At 46.3% G+C, this 17,127-nt stretch carries 17 protein-coding genes; 6 read left to right on the top strand and 11 right to left on the bottom strand.

Annotated elements, in window-relative coordinates:
* Positions 1 to 71: 71 nt before the first annotated feature.
* The 3 genes from DC345_RS14470 to DC345_RS14460 form a co-directional block, all read right to left on the bottom strand.
* Entirely contained in the window at positions 72 to 1,145 is a 1,074-nt protein-coding gene (locus DC345_RS14470; protein ID WP_181586595.1) for a DUF3298 and DUF4163 domain-containing protein, read from the bottom strand.
* A 153-nt stretch (positions 1,146 to 1,298) separates the two neighbouring features.
* Positions 1,299 to 2,549, bottom strand: a complete 1,251-nt coding sequence (locus DC345_RS14465) for an MFS transporter (RefSeq protein ID WP_113053689.1) — start codon at positions 2,547 to 2,549, stop codon at positions 1,299 to 1,301.
* A gap of 25 nt (positions 2,550 to 2,574) precedes the next feature.
* Complete coding sequence (locus DC345_RS14460; protein WP_113053688.1) at positions 2,575 to 3,498, bottom strand: ADP-ribosylglycohydrolase family protein; 924 nt, start codon at positions 3,496 to 3,498, stop codon at positions 2,575 to 2,577.
* A 526-nt stretch (positions 3,499 to 4,024) separates the two neighbouring features.
* Here DC345_RS14460 and DC345_RS14450 point away from each other — a divergent pair.
* Complete coding sequence (locus tag DC345_RS14450; RefSeq protein WP_113053686.1) at positions 4,025 to 4,693, top strand: HAD family hydrolase; 669 nt, start codon at positions 4,025 to 4,027, stop codon at positions 4,691 to 4,693.
* Between the two features lie 47 nt (positions 4,694 to 4,740).
* Positions 4,741 to 5,913, top strand: a complete 1,173-nt coding sequence (locus DC345_RS14445; RefSeq protein ID WP_113053685.1) for a mannitol-1-phosphate 5-dehydrogenase — start codon at positions 4,741 to 4,743, stop codon at positions 5,911 to 5,913.
* Positions 5,914 to 6,051: 138 nt separating this feature from the next.
* On the opposite strand, the gene DC345_RS14440 is transcribed toward DC345_RS14445, so the two are convergent.
* From DC345_RS14440 to DC345_RS14430, 3 genes are all read right to left on the bottom strand, one after another.
* On the bottom strand, positions 6,052 to 6,939 hold the full coding sequence (locus DC345_RS14440; RefSeq protein ID WP_113053684.1) for a hypothetical protein: 888 nt from the start codon (positions 6,937 to 6,939) through the stop codon (positions 6,052 to 6,054).
* Positions 6,940 to 7,081: 142 nt separating this feature from the next.
* Positions 7,082 to 7,735: a YkyA family protein gene (locus DC345_RS14435; protein WP_181586594.1), complete on the bottom strand. Its 654-nt coding sequence runs from the start codon at positions 7,733 to 7,735 to the stop codon at positions 7,082 to 7,084.
* Positions 7,736 to 7,776: 41 nt separating this feature from the next.
* Positions 7,777 to 8,679, bottom strand: a complete 903-nt coding sequence (locus DC345_RS14430) for a polysaccharide deacetylase family protein (protein WP_258530664.1) — start codon at positions 8,677 to 8,679, stop codon at positions 7,777 to 7,779.
* Between the two features lie 229 nt (positions 8,680 to 8,908).
* Here DC345_RS14430 and DC345_RS14425 point away from each other — a divergent pair, with 229 nt between their 5' ends.
* Positions 8,909 to 9,853 carry a DMT family transporter gene (locus tag DC345_RS14425; protein ID WP_113053682.1) on the top strand — a complete coding sequence of 315 codons (945 nt, stop codon included), beginning with the start codon at positions 8,909 to 8,911 and terminating at the stop codon, positions 9,851 to 9,853.
* 98 nt (positions 9,854 to 9,951) lie between these two features.
* Positions 9,952 to 10,788 carry a sulfurtransferase gene (locus tag DC345_RS14420; RefSeq protein ID WP_113053681.1) on the top strand — a complete coding sequence of 279 codons (837 nt, stop codon included), beginning with the start codon at positions 9,952 to 9,954 and terminating at the stop codon, positions 10,786 to 10,788.
* 60 nt (positions 10,789 to 10,848) lie between these two features.
* Here the strand turns inward: DC345_RS14420 and DC345_RS14415 are convergent, their stop codons facing one another.
* From DC345_RS14415 to DC345_RS14395, 5 genes are all read right to left on the bottom strand, one after another.
* A complete protein-coding gene (locus DC345_RS14415) occupies positions 10,849 to 11,436 on the bottom strand; it encodes an imm11 family protein (RefSeq protein WP_113053680.1) in 588 nt (195 codons plus the stop codon).
* Between the two features lie 152 nt (positions 11,437 to 11,588).
* Positions 11,589 to 12,629: an NAD(P)/FAD-dependent oxidoreductase gene (locus DC345_RS14410; RefSeq protein WP_113053679.1), complete on the bottom strand. Its 1,041-nt coding sequence runs from the start codon at positions 12,627 to 12,629 to the stop codon at positions 11,589 to 11,591.
* A gap of 245 nt (positions 12,630 to 12,874) precedes the next feature.
* Entirely contained in the window at positions 12,875 to 14,353 is a 1,479-nt protein-coding gene (locus DC345_RS14405; protein WP_113053678.1) for an exosporium glycoprotein BclB-related protein, read from the bottom strand.
* A gap of 37 nt (positions 14,354 to 14,390) precedes the next feature.
* The gene (locus DC345_RS14400) at positions 14,391 to 14,750 is read right to left on the bottom strand and encodes a hypothetical protein (RefSeq protein ID WP_113053677.1); all 360 of its coding nucleotides are present in this window, start codon (positions 14,748 to 14,750) and stop codon (positions 14,391 to 14,393) included.
* Positions 14,751 to 15,103: 353 nt separating this feature from the next.
* Positions 15,104 to 15,655, bottom strand: a complete 552-nt coding sequence (locus DC345_RS14395) for an NAD(P)H-dependent oxidoreductase (protein ID WP_113053676.1) — start codon at positions 15,653 to 15,655, stop codon at positions 15,104 to 15,106.
* Between the two features lie 200 nt (positions 15,656 to 15,855).
* Between DC345_RS14395 and DC345_RS14390 the strand changes: the two genes are divergently transcribed.
* Positions 15,856 to 16,218, top strand: a complete 363-nt coding sequence (locus DC345_RS14390) for a winged helix-turn-helix transcriptional regulator (protein ID WP_113053675.1) — start codon at positions 15,856 to 15,858, stop codon at positions 16,216 to 16,218.
* 45 nt (positions 16,219 to 16,263) lie between these two features.
* A complete protein-coding gene (locus tag DC345_RS14385; protein ID WP_113053674.1) occupies positions 16,264 to 16,983 on the top strand; it encodes an SDR family NAD(P)-dependent oxidoreductase in 720 nt (239 codons plus the stop codon).
* Positions 16,984 to 17,127: the final 144 nt, after the last annotated feature.

Raw genomic sequence — 17,127 nt, 5'->3', positions numbered from 1 at the left:
TAGATTAGCGACTTTCTATGGTACAATGTTTCCGCCCCGTCACTTGAAAATTACAAAGTCAGCATCTTTTCTTAGTAATGTGAGATTGTGATGCCGTGAATAAGACCCTCGGTTGAACTGGAGGCGAAATGGACCCTTGTGTCCCCAAAACGATAGGAGAGTAAATATTCCCCTTGAATATCAGGGTTCTCACCTTTTTGACCTTTTCCCCATATCTTCTCAATGTCACCGAAGGTTTTCATAGGGAGGGTTTTCCAACTCAAATAAATATGGTCAAGACGGTCTGTGTCTCCCTCCCCAAAATTGAAGGAAGCATACTCTACGCCTTCAAATATCCAGAAAAGTCCTCCCATTTCCGGTTCATAATAGGGGTCACGAGCTGAACTTTTCAGCGCTTTCGACACTTCTGCTTTCGTTTGTCCAAAACTAATATTTTCAAACCCCGGTATTCTCCCACTCTTCAACTCCTGAATGGAGTTTTTATTTAAATCAAAAAATGGCCTGCTCTGTTCAGACTGAATTTTGGCGTAAGGAACTTTTACCTCTATAAATCCGGCCGCATAAGGCCCAACTTCGTACGGATTGAATACCATAACAATTCCTGTGTTTTGGTAGTAAAAGCTAGATGTACTAGACAAGGGAAAGTTATAATAACTGTCCGGGAAAACATTCTCATTACTCTTTAGGTCTGATTCAATCCCCTCAGCTAGATTAACAACTTGTTTATTGGTTTGAACCACCTGGTTCAAGTAAAGTCGCTTTCCTGTTGTTAGATCGTAATTATAAGTCGTTACTTCTTCATACCCGTGCGCGCCGCCTCTGAAATTAAAATCTGTATATACAATAGATAGTAGGTTGTTTTGATTGTATTTAGTCTGTGCAGTGGTATTCCAGTAAAAGTAATCTTGCTGTTTTTTTAGATATGTATTCTGTATAGCGGCATTTACGGCATGGATTTTGAGTGTTTTATTTATTTTATCCCTGACCTTTTGTTCGCCGCCAATAATTTGAACATACTTTTGCCCTTTATACGAGTAGATTTTTGTCGTTACTGTGCTCGACCCGGCGGCATTCGCATCACTTATTGGGATTATAAATAGAAACACCAATAAGAAGCTTATTAACATAGCAAATGATTTATTCAAATTGAAATCCATCCTTTCTAATTATTATGATATACCAATAATACTTTAACTTGGCTGGTTTGTCTTTTTCTAGTTGAAACTGTAATCCTTCCATAGAACAGCCTCCATCCCACACGTTAATGCGGAGTGAAGGCTGCATCTACCTGTCTATATCTAATTCACTGGTGCCGGCTCTACAGCATCGGCGATTTCCGGCACCCTATTTTTGCGTTCCATTGTCACGCTAACGAATAATCCCACAAGGCCAAGTGCTGCAATAACTGCTGCATACAACGGTACCGAGATGAGCCCCGTATGCGTAATTGCAAACCCGCCCAAATAGGCACCACCTGCGTTGCCCAGATTAAAGGCTGAGTGACTCGACGTGGTCGCCAGCAGCGGTGCTTCGCGAGTCATATTCATAATTCGAATTTGCAACCCTGGCATAATACCAAAAGCCGCAACGCCCCAGCAGAAGATGGTGATTACCGCAAGATACGGATTGTCCAGCGTCAACGTTAAGGCCGCCAACAGAACTGCCAGTATACCGAAGTTAACCATTAGGGAAGGCATCAGCTTCCAGTCTGCCAGACGACCGCCAAGCATATTACCCAATGTAACGCCGACACCGAACAGCACCAGAATCCAGGTCACGCTCTGCTCGGCAAAACCACTAATATCCACAAGCATTGGCGTAATATAGGTGAACACGGCGAACAGACTTCCACAGCCCAGCGCACCTATCAGCAATATTAATAACACTTGGGGGCGAACCAGATTCCGGAATTGCTGACCCAGGTTTGCTGGTGGTCCCTGCTGAATCACCGGAATGAAACGAATGATACCAATCAATGAGATGATGCCCAGAATGGTAATGGCTCCGAACGATGACCGCCATCCTAGCTGCTGCCCAATGAAGGTACCGAACGGCACACCGATAATGTTGGCAATCGTTAATCCTGCCAGGACTACGGATACTGCCCCTGCCCTTCTCTCCGGTGCAACCAACCGTGTCGCCATCAGCGAGCCTACACCCAGAAACGTACCGTGGGCAAATGCCGTTAGAATACGTGCCGAGATGAGCAGTCCGTATGTTGGTGCAATAACAGACAATGCATTACCAATGATAAAAATACACATTAACAGTACCAGCAGTTTTTTCTGCGGTATCTTGTGTGTGAACACGGTTAGTACAGGCGCACCCACCGCCACACCAAGCGCGTAACCCGTAATTAACTGCCCTGCTTGGGGGATACTCACATTCAAATCCGTCGCTACATTAGGCAGAAGGCCCATAATAATAAACTCTGTCATGCCAATGGCAAAAGCCCCTACCGTCAGACATAAAAGGGATAAAGGAAACGCCCCTCGTTTAGCAGATTTCGTAACTTGCGATTCCGTTTGAGATGACCCTGTCTTACGCATATGATGTTCTCTTCTCCTGTCTCTTCTATCTAGCTTCGGCCTTTGACCACAATGCCTCTGACAATTCACTCAGCGTATCCCGCATGGCCAGCTTCTCTCGCCAGTGTATCGGAATGCCGCTTAATCCATAATACGCCCCGGCAATTTGCCCATATACCGCTCCCGTCGTGTCAGCATCATCACCCAGATTCACTGCCAGTAGCGCGCCCTTTTCGAAGGTCGATGATTGATGGAATGCCCATAACGCTGCTTCAAGTGAACGAACAACATAGCCGCTCCCCTGAATATCAGGCGGTGCTTTATCCCGGTATGATCCCTGGACAATTTCTTCAATCGCTGGTGAAAAAAATTTCTCTTCCCTCCACTGACGACAGGTTTCAGGCCGTAACATAACTTCCTTGTCCGCTCCGCGCAGTCCTGCAACCAATATTGCCGCCAGCACTTCACATGCTTCCACACTTTCAACAGCAGCATGAGTCGTTCTGGAACTCAACCCAGCATACCGCACTGCTTGATCCGGCTGATTGGCATATGCCATGGCTACAGGTGCGAGCCGCATAATTGATCCATTTCCCGCCGTCATCGGGTTGATTGAACCACTATAGGCTTCACCGGTTGCTGCAAACCGTTCAAGGGCACTCCGAGTAGCCCCGCCTATATCAAAGCAGGTTCCCGTGCTGCTCATATAACCTACCTGATACCAATTCGTATATCTGCGCATCTGGTCCCCGGGATCAAAGTTCTCTTTTCTCACCAAGCTTTCTGCCAGACACAGGGCCATCGACGTATCATCCGTCCACTGTCCAGGCGCCAAATTGAATACCCCGCCTCCCACAATATCGATAACAGGCTCAAATGTGCCGGGACTGCTGAATTCCACTGTAGTTCCCAGTGCATCTCCCGCGGCAAGTCCAATGAAACAACCTTGGAAACGATCCTTATGCAGCATCGTCGATCCCTCCTCCGCGATTTATGAGTCAAATATCTTCTTCCATTCTCCCACATGGCTTGATATGGCGTAAAGAATTTTAATAGGTTAGTTCGATTTGCAAATTTATTTAAACCCTATGCTGAGTTGCCTTTCTTCTATTATAAAAGTGTCGAAAGCTGTTGAACGGTTGAATCATCCAAATTTCTTAAAAAAAGTTTGCTACGTATAAACTGAAAATACAGGTTTTCCAGTACACCGCTTACATGCAAAGGGCATAACGTTTTTCCACTTTTATCATTTTCTGAAAACAAATCATCCATGTGCAAATTTTCCATGTAAACAATCATAACGCACTTGACCCTTACGTTTGTCCTATGTTACGGTTTTATTAACCTTTACACCTGTTTTTTCCCAAATTAATATTTATAACTCAGTTTTCACGTCAACTAATGTACCGCAAGTTAAAAAGATTACAGTGTGTATTGGCAAAAAGATTCATTTAGCTTTATCCCAAAACTAATTCTGAAACAGGAGGAACAAATTTATGATTAAGGCACTGGTTTTTGATTTCGATGGAACGATTATTGATACGGAGACAGCATGGTATGTTGCTTTTCGTGATGCCTACAAGGAACACGGCGTAGACTTAACCCTGGAGATGTACTCGCAATGCATCGGTACCAGTCTGAAAACATTTAATCCTTATGAGTACCTCATCACAGATTTGAATCTTCCGATCGATCGGGAAGCGTTCAGGGAATCCGTTCAGCTGCATCATGCAGCCTTAATGAACAAGGAACAGGTACGGCCCGGTATCCAAAACTACCTTGAAGCTGCACGCAAAGCTGGATTGAAACTGGCTGTCGCTTCAAGCTCCAAACGAGACTGGGTTGAACAGCATCTGGAACAGCTCAAGCTGAAAGATTACTTTGAAGTCATTCGCACTGCAGATGACGTTGCCCATGTGAAGCCTGACCCTGCTTTGTACAATCAAGCACTTGAAGCCCTTGGAGTAACTGCAGACGAAGCCGTAGCGATTGAGGATTCACCTAACGGCGCGCGTTCAGCTGCTGCGGCTGGTATTCACTGTGTAGTCATCTCGAATACCATTACCGGGACACTTGATTTCGATATGCCTCACCAACGGCTGTCATGCCTGACCGACCTCGAATTTAACGATTTGATTTCGAAACCACTCGTCACTACAGTCTAGGGACTGAACGAATTTCGCATTTCAAACTTTAAAGGGGGAGTTCACACATGAAAGCTGTACATTTTGGTGCGGGCAATATTGGCCGCGGATTTATCGGTCATATGTTGTCCGCTTCCGATTATGAAGTCTGCTTTGTCGCACGTAACCCGAAGAAAATCGCCATGCTTCAAAAGAGGCAGGAATATCCCATTACCCTCGCAAATGCGGATAAGGATACAACCATTGTGAATAACGTAACCGCCATTAATGTCGACGAACAGGATCGCGTTGCTGAAGTGATTGCTTCAGCAGATCTGATCACAACAGCCGTCGGTGTATCAGCACTGGAAGATATCGCTGAACCTATTGCCAAAGGCATCTATCTCCGTATGAAAAATAATAATTCTGCGCCACTTCACATTATCGCTTGCGAAAATGCCATCGGAGGCAGCACTCGGCTGAAAAAACGGGTATATCCGTTTCTGGATGTGGAGACCCGGGAAAAAGCAGAACGTTATGTCTCATTCCCCAATGCAGCGGTTGACCGCATCGTCCCCGCTCAGGATCATAAAGACCCGCTACAAGTTACCGTTGAGCCTTTCTATGAATGGGTGGTTCATCGCCCTGCACTGCTGGAAGGATTTAAGGAAATTGAAGGCGTGCACTACGTGGACTCTCTTGAACCTTATATTGAGCGCAAAATGTTTACGGTAAATACCGGTCACTGCGTCGCCGCATACTTCGGATATCTTGAAGGATTCAAGACGATCCGGCAAGTAATGAGCCATGCACCGATTCGTGCCAAGGTACGCAAAGTGATGGAAGAAACCGGAGCCCTGCTCATCGCCAAGCACGGTTTTAATCCTCAGAAACACAACAGATATATCGATACGATTCTCGAACGTTTTGCCAACCCGAACCTGACGGATCAGGTAACCCGGGTCGGACGCTCACCCCTTCGCAAGTTATCGCCTTACGACCGGCTTGTTCGCCCAGCGATGCAGGCCAGCGAATTCGGAATTGAAATTCCTCATTTAACTTCAGCTATGGCAGCCGCGATGCTGTTCAATCATGAACACGACGAGGAAGCCATGAAGCTCCAACACCTGATTCGCGAAGATGGCGTCTCTGCCTTCATTCGTGAACGCATGGGAATTCCCGACGAACATCCCGTTCATCAGCATGCTATCGCCCGTTATGAAGAGCTCAAAGGGCGACAGGAATCAACCATCTTAACCTGATTAACCATAGGTCAGTAGGTTGATCGCGCAAACTGAATAGACATACGGCCAAAAAAGCCGGGAGGAACCTATGCTTATCGCATCGTTCCTTCCGGCTTTTTCAAACTTACGGCATACATATTTTTTATTGAAGCACGCTTACTCGTTCATGATGGAATTGATGGAGGCATAAACCATAGGCAGGAAGCCCTCGGAAGGTTCGCCAACCGGTGCATGGATATGGAAAGCGAATCCATTGCCATCCAGCTCTTTTATGATGAAATACTCTATTTTCTTATTGTTTTGAGACATCATGAACAATTTTGCCTCTTTCATCGGGCCATTGCTAAGCTCTTCCTCGCTTAATTGTTTGACCGTTCCGGTTTCTGACAATTCTTTCTTCGCATCTACCTTCAGTTCATTCAGGTTATAATCCGAAGACAGTTTTTCAATCTCGACCTCGTAATCCGGATCAATCTTCATGGTCAACTCTTGATCATCCGCATCGTAAACCATCGGTTCAAACACATATAATGAGTATCCTTTGCCTTGAGCCAGTGTAACCGAGCGCTTTTCGGTCATGCCTTCCACGGTCACTTCCAACTCGGATGTTTTGGCACGATCAGATGTAACATTACCGCCTGCATTCGTACCGTTACCATCATCGGACTCGACCTTGGCAATTTCCGTAAGCACCAGCTGTTTGGTCGTTGTATCGCCTTCAATGGCTTTCTCTACATATTTGAATTGAACGGAATCTTCGTCGTCAATGTCATCCAGAGATTTCTGCAGATCTTCGCCCACCTGGAAAGACATCGGTTCCTCTTTCACACGAATTTCAACCGTGTGCGGGTCTGCCCATCCGGTCAAAATGCCTTCAGCTTCAATCACAGTACTTTCCTCTGGCTGCTTCCCTGGTGTCGGTGTCTGTTCTTCTGTATTATTCGCGGGTGGCTGAGCAGTAGGACTACTATTGCCGCAGGCCACCAGCGAGAATCCCATAACCAAAACAAGTAATGATGCACTAATATTCATAGTATTTCGCATATGAACACCTCCGTTAGCTTATACGCAATGATGTTTGTCCATGTTGCCTGACTTGTTAACTTGACAGCTTAGTATTATTTACACGGCTGACCCGTCACTCAATCATAGAACGTGTTCAATGCTCCTTTGACACCATGAATAGTCAGCCAGCTTGCTCCATTTGCACAAGCTTCGCGTTGGCTCCATTAAAAGCTTTTGTCTGCTTGTTAAACTGCTGTCTTAACTCGGCAACTTTGGCATATTGGCTGTTCCGTTCCCGAATCGCACGTTTGATTTTGACCAGATTGGGCTCCACACTGCCTCTCATCAATGCATATAACTGCTCGTCCGCATCAAGGCTCTGCCTGTAGGAGGCAACAAACGCTTCAAATGACGTAGCTCTTTGCTCATACTGATCCAATACCGTGTGGGCTTGAGCCAGGTTCTCTTCCTTCTCAAAGGATAACTGATCCAGCGAAGTTCGCAGCTCTTCCATCTGTTCTTTAGTCCGGCTCATCACCGCTTCAGCTTGTTCCAGCAGTGTTCTTCGCTCGGCAATATGTCCGTCTGCCTGATCGAGCAAGGCCTCCAGATTACTGTTTTTGTTCTTTCCTTTACTCAGAATCGATCCGTATAATTCCATGTCTTCCCGTTCATGGCGTACAAGCTCCTTCAGGCTTTGGTTCATCTCCTGATCGGTAAGAATTAATTGATTGACTTGATTAGCCGCAGGTTCCTGTGGTTGACCGCAAGCACTGACAAGCAGAGCCAGCAATATGCTGACCCCGGCCAGAGCTATCTTTTTTCTTCTAAGCACCTCGGGGTGCCTCCTCTCTTGCAACTGCTATGTTGTTATTCTTACAGGCGGGTGTCTGCGCTAAAATTGGATACCCAATGTGCATTCGGATCGTAAACCTCAAACTCATAACCCCGATCTTCAAGCAGCTTCAAAATGCGTGGCAGTGCCTGTACCGTTTGCTCACGCTCATGCATCAGAATCACTTCCTTATCCCGATGTACACTGCTGCTAACCCGTTCCACGATTTTGTCCGGCTGACCGGGAAGATTCCAGTCGAGGGAGTCAGTGGTCCAATCCCACATTTTGAATCCGGCCGCAGCAATGTCGCCCCTGAATTCTTCTCCGATCTGTGGGCTACTGCCATATGGAGCACGAATCAGATGCGGCGTAAAACCGATCAGATCCTTGACCATCTTCTGCTCCTTTTTGAACTCCTTCACAAAGTTAGAGGAGCTGCCACTCTTATACAATTTGTTATAGTTATGTGTCATGCTGTGAAGCCCCGGATAACTGCCCTCTTTGACAAGCCGCTCCACTGCTTCCTTGTGTTGATTCAACTGACGTCCAATCATGAAAAAGGTTGCCTTTGCCTCATGCTGCTTCAAAATATCCAACAGTTGATCAGTATATACACTTGGTCCATCATCAAACGTTATGTATGCCAGCTTGCGCACCTGACCCTGGAACCGCGCAGGCTCCTCTTTGGACTCCGGTGTCATTTCAATCATGCCAAGCTTCGTTGGCTGTTCAATTGCAGCTACTGGCGGAGGTGCTACATAATCCTTGATCCAGTGCGTCATGCCAATGAATGCATATGTTAAACCGATAATGAGCAGTGCCAGAAGCGCCAGCGCAGCACTCAGTCTCCCATATCGGATTTTTCTTCTTCCATGCGTCTTGGTTCGGCTTGTTCTATGCGGAATGCCGCCACTCTCTCCCGCTCTCTGTTGTTGAACTCTCACTTCCAGGCCACTTCCTTACTTTCATTTTTTCCCGATTATTGGTACATTATATCGTTTCATGTCTCTATATAGAAGATTAATAGAAAAATAGTCCGTGAGAATGACAGAATAGTTACAAGGCCGGTTACAATCTACTTATCTATTTCTTCTCTTATGCTTTTCCTGCGGATGCATTCTCCTGTATAATAAATTGATTTACGCCATTTGACTTCAAGAAGGAGCTACATCCATGACTAGCTTGAACCGTGCCGGCAGATCGATCTATCTGCTATTCTTTGTCGGCATTATTGCCATTTCGTTTTCTTCCATCTTTGTGCGCTGGTCCGCAGCCGACGTCGCCGTCATTGCGATGTACCGACTGTTCCTCACCAATCTGCTAATGCTGCCTTTTGTGTGGAAATACCGGCACGAGATGATGCGTTTAAACTTCAGACAGTGGGCTTTACTGCTCGCATCCGGCGTGATGCTGGCACTGCACTTTCTGCTCTGGATGGGATCGCTTCGGCTCACGAGTGTAGCCAGTTCAACGGTCATTCTCGCTTTGGAGCCGATATTGATTCTCGCCGGTTCCGTCTGGCTGTTCAAAGCCAAAATTAACCGCATGATGATCATCGGTATGGGCGTTGCCCTGCTCGGATCGATCGCTATTGGAGCTGGAGATTTCCAGTTGGCAGGCACAGCGCTGCGAGGGGATATTCTTTCTTTGCTCGGAACGATCGCTGTGGCGGTACACATGCTGCTTGGACAGTTTTTGCGTGCCGGACTAAGTGCCTTCTCCTATAACTTCTGGGTATTTTTCGTAGCTGCCTGTACACTTGCGGTATATAATCTGGTTAATGGTCACCCGTTTGGCGGTTATGCGGCTTCCGAGTGGGGAATTTTCCTGTTGCTCGCAATCGTACCAACGATCTTTGGACATTATCTCTTCAACTGGCTGCTTCAATATATGAATGCCACGACAGTATCGATGGGGGTACTGGGGGAACCTGTATTTTCCTCTCTGCTGGCCTGGATGCTACTCGGTGAATCCCTCAACGGGCTTCAGATGTCTGCCGGAGTTGTCATTATTTTCGGGGTATGGATCTTCATTCGGTATGGCAAAACCAAACCACAGCCCATTCCCTCAGATGCTCCGCTAGCTGGAAAAGGACCAGTCGAACCTACAGCGGTGTAACTTGCGTTTGTATTCGGATATTTGTAAAAACAACTGGAACCTGCACCACGCAGATTCCGGTTGAATCCATCCCACTACATATAAGGCGGTGTGTTTTCATGAAAAATATTGTATCCATGCGCTGGCTGCTCGCCAGAATGTATGAACCAGATGTCGTCATTGCCGATTGCCGATTCCTGCTCGGTCAACCGGATGCCGGAAGACAAGCCTATGAAGCTGGACATATTCCTGGTGCTGTTTATCTCGATCTGGAAAAGGATCTATCCGCTCCTGTATCTACCCACGGAGGACGTCACCCGCTACCAGATCCGGCTGAACTGGCCAATCGCCTCTCCAAAGCAGGCATCAGCTCGAATGCACGCATTATTGCCTACGATGACCAAGGTGGTATGAACGCATCCCGGTTGTGGTGGTTACTTCGTTATCTGGGACATGAACAGGTGTATGTCATGGACGAAGGGTTCTCCGCCTGGCAGAATGCCAAGTTTCCAGTGACTAGGGATGTGCCGGTTCAGATTCCGGCTTCGTTTGAGGTGAACGTGCAGCCAGAGCTATTGGCGAGTGTGGAGGAAGTACAACAAGCATCTGCCGGCGGCTCAGCTGTACTAATCGACTCCCGCGATGCCCGCCGCTACGCTGGTCTGGAGGAACCCATTGATGCCAAGGCCGGACATATTCCGGGTGCGGTGAATTATTTTTGGAAAGATGTGTTGGATTGGGATGGACGTTGGACAGATACTGGGGTGTTAGAAGAGCGTTTCAGCAAGCTGGACAAGGATGAAGCCATCATCGTGTATTGCGGTTCGGGTGTCTCTGCTTGCCCGAATGTGATTGCGCTGGAAGAAGCGGGATACACGAATGTGAAGTTGTATTCAGGAAGCTGGAGCGATTGGATCAGTTATGAGGGGAATTCGGTGGCTACCGGGGAAGAATAAAGACTAAGAGCCCACGTCAAATGCGGGCTTTTTGTTCTTTTATTATATCCATGTAGAATTTTAGATGCTTATATTTCCGACTCCTGTAACGTTCAGATTCAGCTTATGTTTTCGGCATACTTCGTAAAAATCTTTTGAAATAATGGGTTTGAAGATATTTATATAGTCCAGCATAAAAAATTCATGCTCGCCAATTTGCTCTTCATGAAGGCCGACTCGAGATACAACTTTGACTATTTTACGTGGAGGCTGTTGTACAGATGCAGCAATGACCGCTTTGCGCCCATATTCCGAATTTTCATAATCGAAAACATCCAAACGATCAAGGTGATGTGCAGTCCAATAGGTTTTTTCAACCGAACGACCGTCGTGGTAACACACAGTTGTCGGAATAAACTGTGTGTTTGTTTTAGTTTCCTCCAACAACGTTTTAAAACGATCTGATACATGCCTTGTTCCTGTGATCGTCTCAAAATAATCTACTTTCAGATTGCGCACCGTAGACAGTAACTCAACTTCTGCCGTTGTCCCCTCTGGCAGCGGATTCTCTATCGCCAAATAATTCATGTCTAATTTGGGAGTGAAGGTCGTTCCGCCACTAATAAACCCTCTACGTGGGTATTGAGATTCCAGAAAGTAATACTTCATAGAAAGATGTCTCCTTTCCGAATCAAGTGATTAGTTATGTCGAAAAATCCGGTGGCGACGGGGGAAGAATAAAAGAAATAAGCAGCTATGCACTATGTAATATAGAGTACATCTGTCATGTGGCGATGTACTCTTTTATTTTTCGTATGGTCCTAAAATCGGGAGAGTCGACAAGGTTCTAATTCAATTCTTGATTCCCGATCGATGATTTCACTTGCAGCCAGACGTGCAATCAGCGGCGCCAGTGTAATTGCAGAATGCATCACGGTTAGATAAAGTCCCTTTACGTGATCTTGGAAACCCACAATCGGATAGCCGTCTTCAGGCATTGGTCTCAACCCGACCTTTATGCTTTCCAGTTCCAGTTGATTCCCATCTTTCAGACTGCGACGCAACGTGTCGAACGCCCTCTTACCAACTGCCTCTGGTCCGTTTTCTTCCGACTCGTCGATATAATCTTCCGCAGCCAGCAGCGTATAATCTGTCAGTTGACGCGCTTCAAATTGCGCATTGGAGATTAATGTATGGATCAGTTTATTCGCAGTTTTCATCCGAATCAGAATGGAAGGCGACGACGTTACTGGCACTGGGCAACCTAACGGGTTGCAAAGTTCGGGGACGCCTGTACCTGCAGCCAATACTACGACATCCGACTCCAGAAAACCGTTGGACGTATGCACGCCGACCAGGCGTGAATCTTCATGCTGAAGCTGTGTAACGTTGGTATCGAACTGAATCTTTGCTCCATACTCCCGTGCTTTGTTCAACAACAGCTCCGTTATCCCTATGGGGTCTACCGCACCTTCTTCGCGGACATACATCGCTTCATCCGGATAGTCCAGCAGATTCGGCTCCAATGCCTCAAGCTGCTCCCGGTTTAATTTTTGAAAGTGGAGTTGCTCTCTTAGCGGCGGAGTGTCCCAAGTCAACGCTCCGCGCCAATGAATTTCCAGTTCGGATAATTCTTGCTGAAGAACATGATATTCTTCCAAAGCCGCATCATATAAATGCCAGTAATCGGGAGCCACCCTATGAGTCGTATGTATCCAGGCAAAAGATTTATCCGTGACTTCGCGCGCCGCTGCAGGATGTCGTTCAATAACGGTTACATCTTGATTTCTTTTGGCTAGATGATAGGCCATGGACGCCCCAACAATACCTGCGCCAATAATCACAATTTTTTGTTTAATCAATAATGACTCCTCCTTTTTCAACCTATTGTAACATAGGCATTATGATAATCAGATGTTATAACATATGAGCGGAGCTGGAGCGACTTGAATAGTTATAGGGAGAATCCGGTTGCTGTTGAAGAGGGCTAACTTAAGTAAAAGTGCTACTGCTCTACTGTTATGCTCACACATAGAAACAGGGACCTCTCTGCCATAATCGGCAAGGGGTCCCTGTTCCTTGACTGGATATAAAGTATAAAGCGAAATTAAGTGATGGTAAGACTGCCGCTTGCATATCCGGCTATGGTTGAAGCCACATCAATTCCGGCCGTTACTGATGCTGAGAACACCATAAGCAGACGATCACCGGCAGCTACTGGAATACTCAGTCCTGTGGTCAATCCACTGGATATTGTGCCCAATGACAAAATGCCGGTCAGTGGTGGAGCCAAGGTTACCACTGCACCCGGTACAGCGGTAAAGGAGTTATTAGGTGTAGTCGAATGGTATAATTGTGCAGTTATGGTTACTGTAGATCCAACCAAGCTAAGCCCAGCTGTTGTACTGAAATAAGCGGCCAGTGAAGTAATCGTTCCTGGACGCGATGCCGAGAAAGCAAAGTTAAGCAAGGTGCCTGCAGCGCCTGTGAGATCAATAATCCCTCCGTTAACACTTATTCCTGTAGCATTGTTGCCAAATCCAACTAAACTGGAGGTATTCAAAAGTCCGCCTAATACCGTAGTCAATGCAACAGGCAGGCCTGATGCGTAAGGGATGATTGCTCCAGAACCTGCTGCCCCTGTTGCTCCCGTAGCTCCAGTTGTACCCGCGGTACCTGTTGCTCCCGTTACTCCGGTTGCCCCCGGTGTACCTGTTGCTCCCGTAGCTCCGGTTGTACCTGCGGTACCTGTCGCTCCCGTAGCTCCGGTTGTACCTGCGGTACCTGTCGCTCCCGTTACTCCCGTTTCGCCTGGTGTACCTGTCGCTCCCGTTACTCCGGTTACACCTGGTGTACCTGTCGCTCCCGTAGCTCCGGTTGTGCCTGCGGTACCTGTTGCTCCCGTTACTCCGGTTACGCCTGGTGTACCTGTCGCTCCCGTTACTCCGGTTGCACCAGGTGTGCCTGTTGCTCCCGTTACTCCGGTTGCACCAGGTGTGCCTGTCGCTCCCGTTACTCCCGTTTCGCCTGGTGTACCTGTCGCTCCCGTTACTCCGGTTACGCCTGGTGTACCTGTCGCTCCTGTTACTCCGGCTGCACCTGGCGTACCTGTCGCTCCCGTTACTCCGGTTGCACCAGGTGTGCCTGTCGCTCCCGTTACTCCGGTTGCACCTGGCGTACCTGTCGCTCCCGTAGCCCCTGTTGCGCCTGTGGCTCCAGTGATGCTCGGAATTTCACTCAGCAATTCTGAGGAAACCAATCGATGGGCTGTTACCAAAGAACCTGTGCTGCTCTTCCCCCATACGGATACTTGAACAGGATCATCAACCATCGTTGTTGTTGTAAAAGTAAACTCGAAGGCATCCAGATTTGCAAAGTAGTTGTTGGTTATGACTTGATTTGGTGCGATGTCAAAAGATTCACTGATATACAGAACCCTCAATCCACCACTCATGTAATACCCTTGCATCTGTATAGTTGAAGCTGTCACATCGCTGCGGTTATCCATTCTGACGGTAACTGACTGAGTCGGTCTTACACCACTAACAGGATTATTTTCAATCGGCCCTGTTGATAAAAAGCTCATCGTTACTCTCCCCTTTCTTTTGAGTAAATTTTATCTGCTAGATGTTTTTAACTGTTTTTTCGTGCTCCACTACCCGGTGAGCATCTACCAATTGTCCCGACGTTTGTTTGCCCCATACTGAGATTCCTACTTCTTCCGCACCTTCTGTACTGGTTCCAAAAACAAACTCAAAAGCATCTAAGTCTGCAAAATAATTTCTGGTCACTGCTTCGTTTGATGCAATACTGATCATTTCGCTCACATACAGTGTTCTTGTTGTGCTTAACACATACCCCTGAACGGATACTGTTACAGGGTCCACAGCAGTTCGACTTACCAACCTAATCGTTACCTGTTGTGTCGGTCTAACACCAGAAACCGGATTGTTTTCGATCGGCCCAGTTGATAAAGTAGCCATCTTCCCCATCCCACCTTTTTATGAACCTCTTAGTCTCTTAAGCTCACATGAATAGTAATATTCATGCATGAAAGCAACGGTGTGGACAAAAGACAGGCGTCAATTCACCATTATTCATAAGGGTTATAAGGTTACGGGAAGAAGTAGTATATGAACTTATTAACGGAAGCAGCCGAAAGTGCTGGAATTCAAATGTGTATTTTATACAACAAATCAGCCTCGTGTAGTTTGGTGTTTTCTTGTCAAAGGGGCCGTCCAAAAGTCATGCTCATGACTTGGGACAGCCCCTTCATAGTTACATAGTTATTTAGATCTAATGAATATGGCACACGATTGCCTCGCTTTTTATCTGTTCAAATCGATAGATTCCTAACCTCATTCTGATACTTATGGATATAACGGATATAATCTTGTGCACTTTGGTTAATTTCTTCATCGGTAGCTTGAAATGAGGCACCAAAGACTGCAAAATACGGTAACGCTACGGCTCCAATATGATTTATGCTGGCCTTGAAAGGCGTAACCACCTCTTCCACAGTAAAGGAAACTGAACCATCCTTCGTGTAACTTTCCTTCTTGTCGCCAATGGATATGGCCAAACCCATCTTTTTACCATGCAATTTGTTACCTGTTGATCCATACGCCCATCCGTAAGTAAAAACATCATCTAACCACTTTTTCAATAACGGTGGATAGCTGTACCAATATAACGGAAACTGCAAAATAATATGATCATATGCTTCAAGTAACTTCTGTTCTCTGGAAACATCGATGTTCCAATCAGGATAAGCTTTATCAATCTCATGAATTGTAATATCGGAGTGCTGCAGCAGCTCATCTTTCCAACGTTGATTTACTCTTGAGACCTCTATATTGGGATGCGCCAGAATGACCAGTGTTTTCATGTTTAACATTCCTTTCTCGGTTCAGTTTCAGACTCCTTTTTCGACTAGGGCCATTATCATATAAGCCTGAAAAAAAGAAAATACACACTCGAAAGTAAGATGGTTACTTCAAAGTGTGTATGGACTTCATCAGCCACATTATGAGAAAATGAATAGTTATACCACATCAACACGATGTAACATGAACGAGGTGATATGTCATGAAGCAATATAACCTGGGAATCGAAGCAACACTCGAAATTATTGGCGGCAAATGGAAAGCGCTAATCATATGTTTATTAATGTCCGGTGTGAAAAGGACAGGCGAGTTACAGCGCAGTATAGACGGTATCTCGCAAAAGGTCCTGATCCAGCAATTACGCGAACTTGAAAGAGACGGCCTTGTCAGTAGACATGTTTACCAACAGATGCCGCCCAAAGTCGAATACAGCCTTACGGAATATGGAGTTACCGCCAACAAGATCGTGGATGTGATGTGTACATGGGGGCGGGAGAATATAGCATTAAGGCAACAACAAGGAGAAGACATTATATTATTGGAAAATAAAGAGCCTGCGTTTTGAGCTGGTATCTTTAGCCGACACTTTGGAGAAAAAGGAGCACTTTAATTGAAAAACTATCTTGTATTTGGTGCTAGCAAAGGATTAGGAGATGCATTTGTCAGGGGGGTTCCTGAACAAGGCGATAAAGTCTGGGTTGTGTCCCGCACGAAACCTGATAACTTGAAGCTCGACGATGGCGTAGAACGCATTTGGATACAGGCAGATCTGTCTACGCTTGATTCATCCGAACAGATCTGCGATGCCCTTCAGAACGAGACTTTGGATGTTCTCATTTACAATGTGGGCATTTGGGAGAAAGAGGGGTTCGAGGACCACTATACGTTCGATAAGGACACCCCCGCCGACATCAGTAATCTGATTCATGTGAATGTAACATCCGCTATTGTAAGCATTCAGGCATTATTGCCCCACCTCAGGAAATCAACAGCAGGCAAAATCATTCTTATTGGCTCGACTGCGGGTCTGAGCAATGCGAACAGTACTCAGGTATCTTTTGTAGCCTCCAAATTTGCCATTCGTGGGGTTACAGAAGCCCTGAGAGAACATACAAGAAACGATCGGATCGCGGTTACATGTATCAACCCGGGAGAACTCGCAGCCGAAGTTCCATATAAAGATGGCATTGACCGCGCTCTTTCCGAATATAATGGTACACGCATCCCTCTTCAAGATATGGTTTCTATTGTAAAGTGCATTGTCGGCCTGTCCAATGCAGCCTGTGTAAAAGAAATTAATATGCCGGCAATTACGGATCTGAACGCATAATTTAAATACATGGCCATCTTAAAGAATGATAAAGAAACACCATGACAACCAGCTAAAAACAAACAAAAGAGCGCGTTTGAGACGTGCTCTTTTTGCTCTTCCATAAACCATTCGCATGACGGGGGAATCCCTTATTCCCGTTAT

The sequence above is a fragment of the Paenibacillus taichungensis genome (assembly GCF_003287275.1).
Taxonomy (GTDB): Bacteria; Bacillota; Bacilli; order Paenibacillales; family Paenibacillaceae; genus Paenibacillus; species Paenibacillus taichungensis_A.
Note: the sequence above shows the minus strand (reverse complement) of the source record. Positions and strands in the feature narration are given on the sequence as shown.

Coding starts and splice junctions, on each gene's coding strand:
- DC345_RS14415 (WP_113053680.1), bottom strand. CDS start 11,436: ATGAAGTATTACTTTCTGGAATCTCAATACCCACGTAGAGGGTTTATT.
- DC345_RS14465 (WP_113053689.1), bottom strand. CDS start 2,549: ATGCGTAAGACAGGGTCATCTCAAACGGAATCGCAAGTTACGAAATCT.
- DC345_RS14400 (WP_113053677.1), bottom strand. CDS start 14,750: ATGGCTACTTTATCAACTGGGCCGATCGAAAACAATCCGGTTTCTGGT.
- DC345_RS14440 (WP_113053684.1), bottom strand. CDS start 6,939: ATGCGAAATACTATGAATATTAGTGCATCATTACTTGTTTTGGTTATG.
- DC345_RS14460 (WP_113053688.1), bottom strand. CDS start 3,498: ATGCTGCATAAGGATCGTTTCCAAGGTTGTTTCATTGGACTTGCCGCG.
- DC345_RS14450 (WP_113053686.1), top strand. CDS start 4,025: ATGATTAAGGCACTGGTTTTTGATTTCGATGGAACGATTATTGATACG.
- DC345_RS14405 (WP_113053678.1), bottom strand. CDS start 14,353: ATGAGCTTTTTATCAACAGGGCCGATTGAAAATAATCCTGTTAGTGGT.
- DC345_RS14445 (WP_113053685.1), top strand. CDS start 4,741: ATGAAAGCTGTACATTTTGGTGCGGGCAATATTGGCCGCGGATTTATC.
- DC345_RS14390 (WP_113053675.1), top strand. CDS start 15,856: ATGAAGCAATATAACCTGGGAATCGAAGCAACACTCGAAATTATTGGC.
- DC345_RS14420 (WP_113053681.1), top strand. CDS start 9,952: ATGAAAAATATTGTATCCATGCGCTGGCTGCTCGCCAGAATGTATGAA.
- DC345_RS14395 (WP_113053676.1), bottom strand. CDS start 15,655: ATGAAAACACTGGTCATTCTGGCGCATCCCAATATAGAGGTCTCAAGA.
- DC345_RS14425 (WP_113053682.1), top strand. CDS start 8,909: ATGACTAGCTTGAACCGTGCCGGCAGATCGATCTATCTGCTATTCTTT.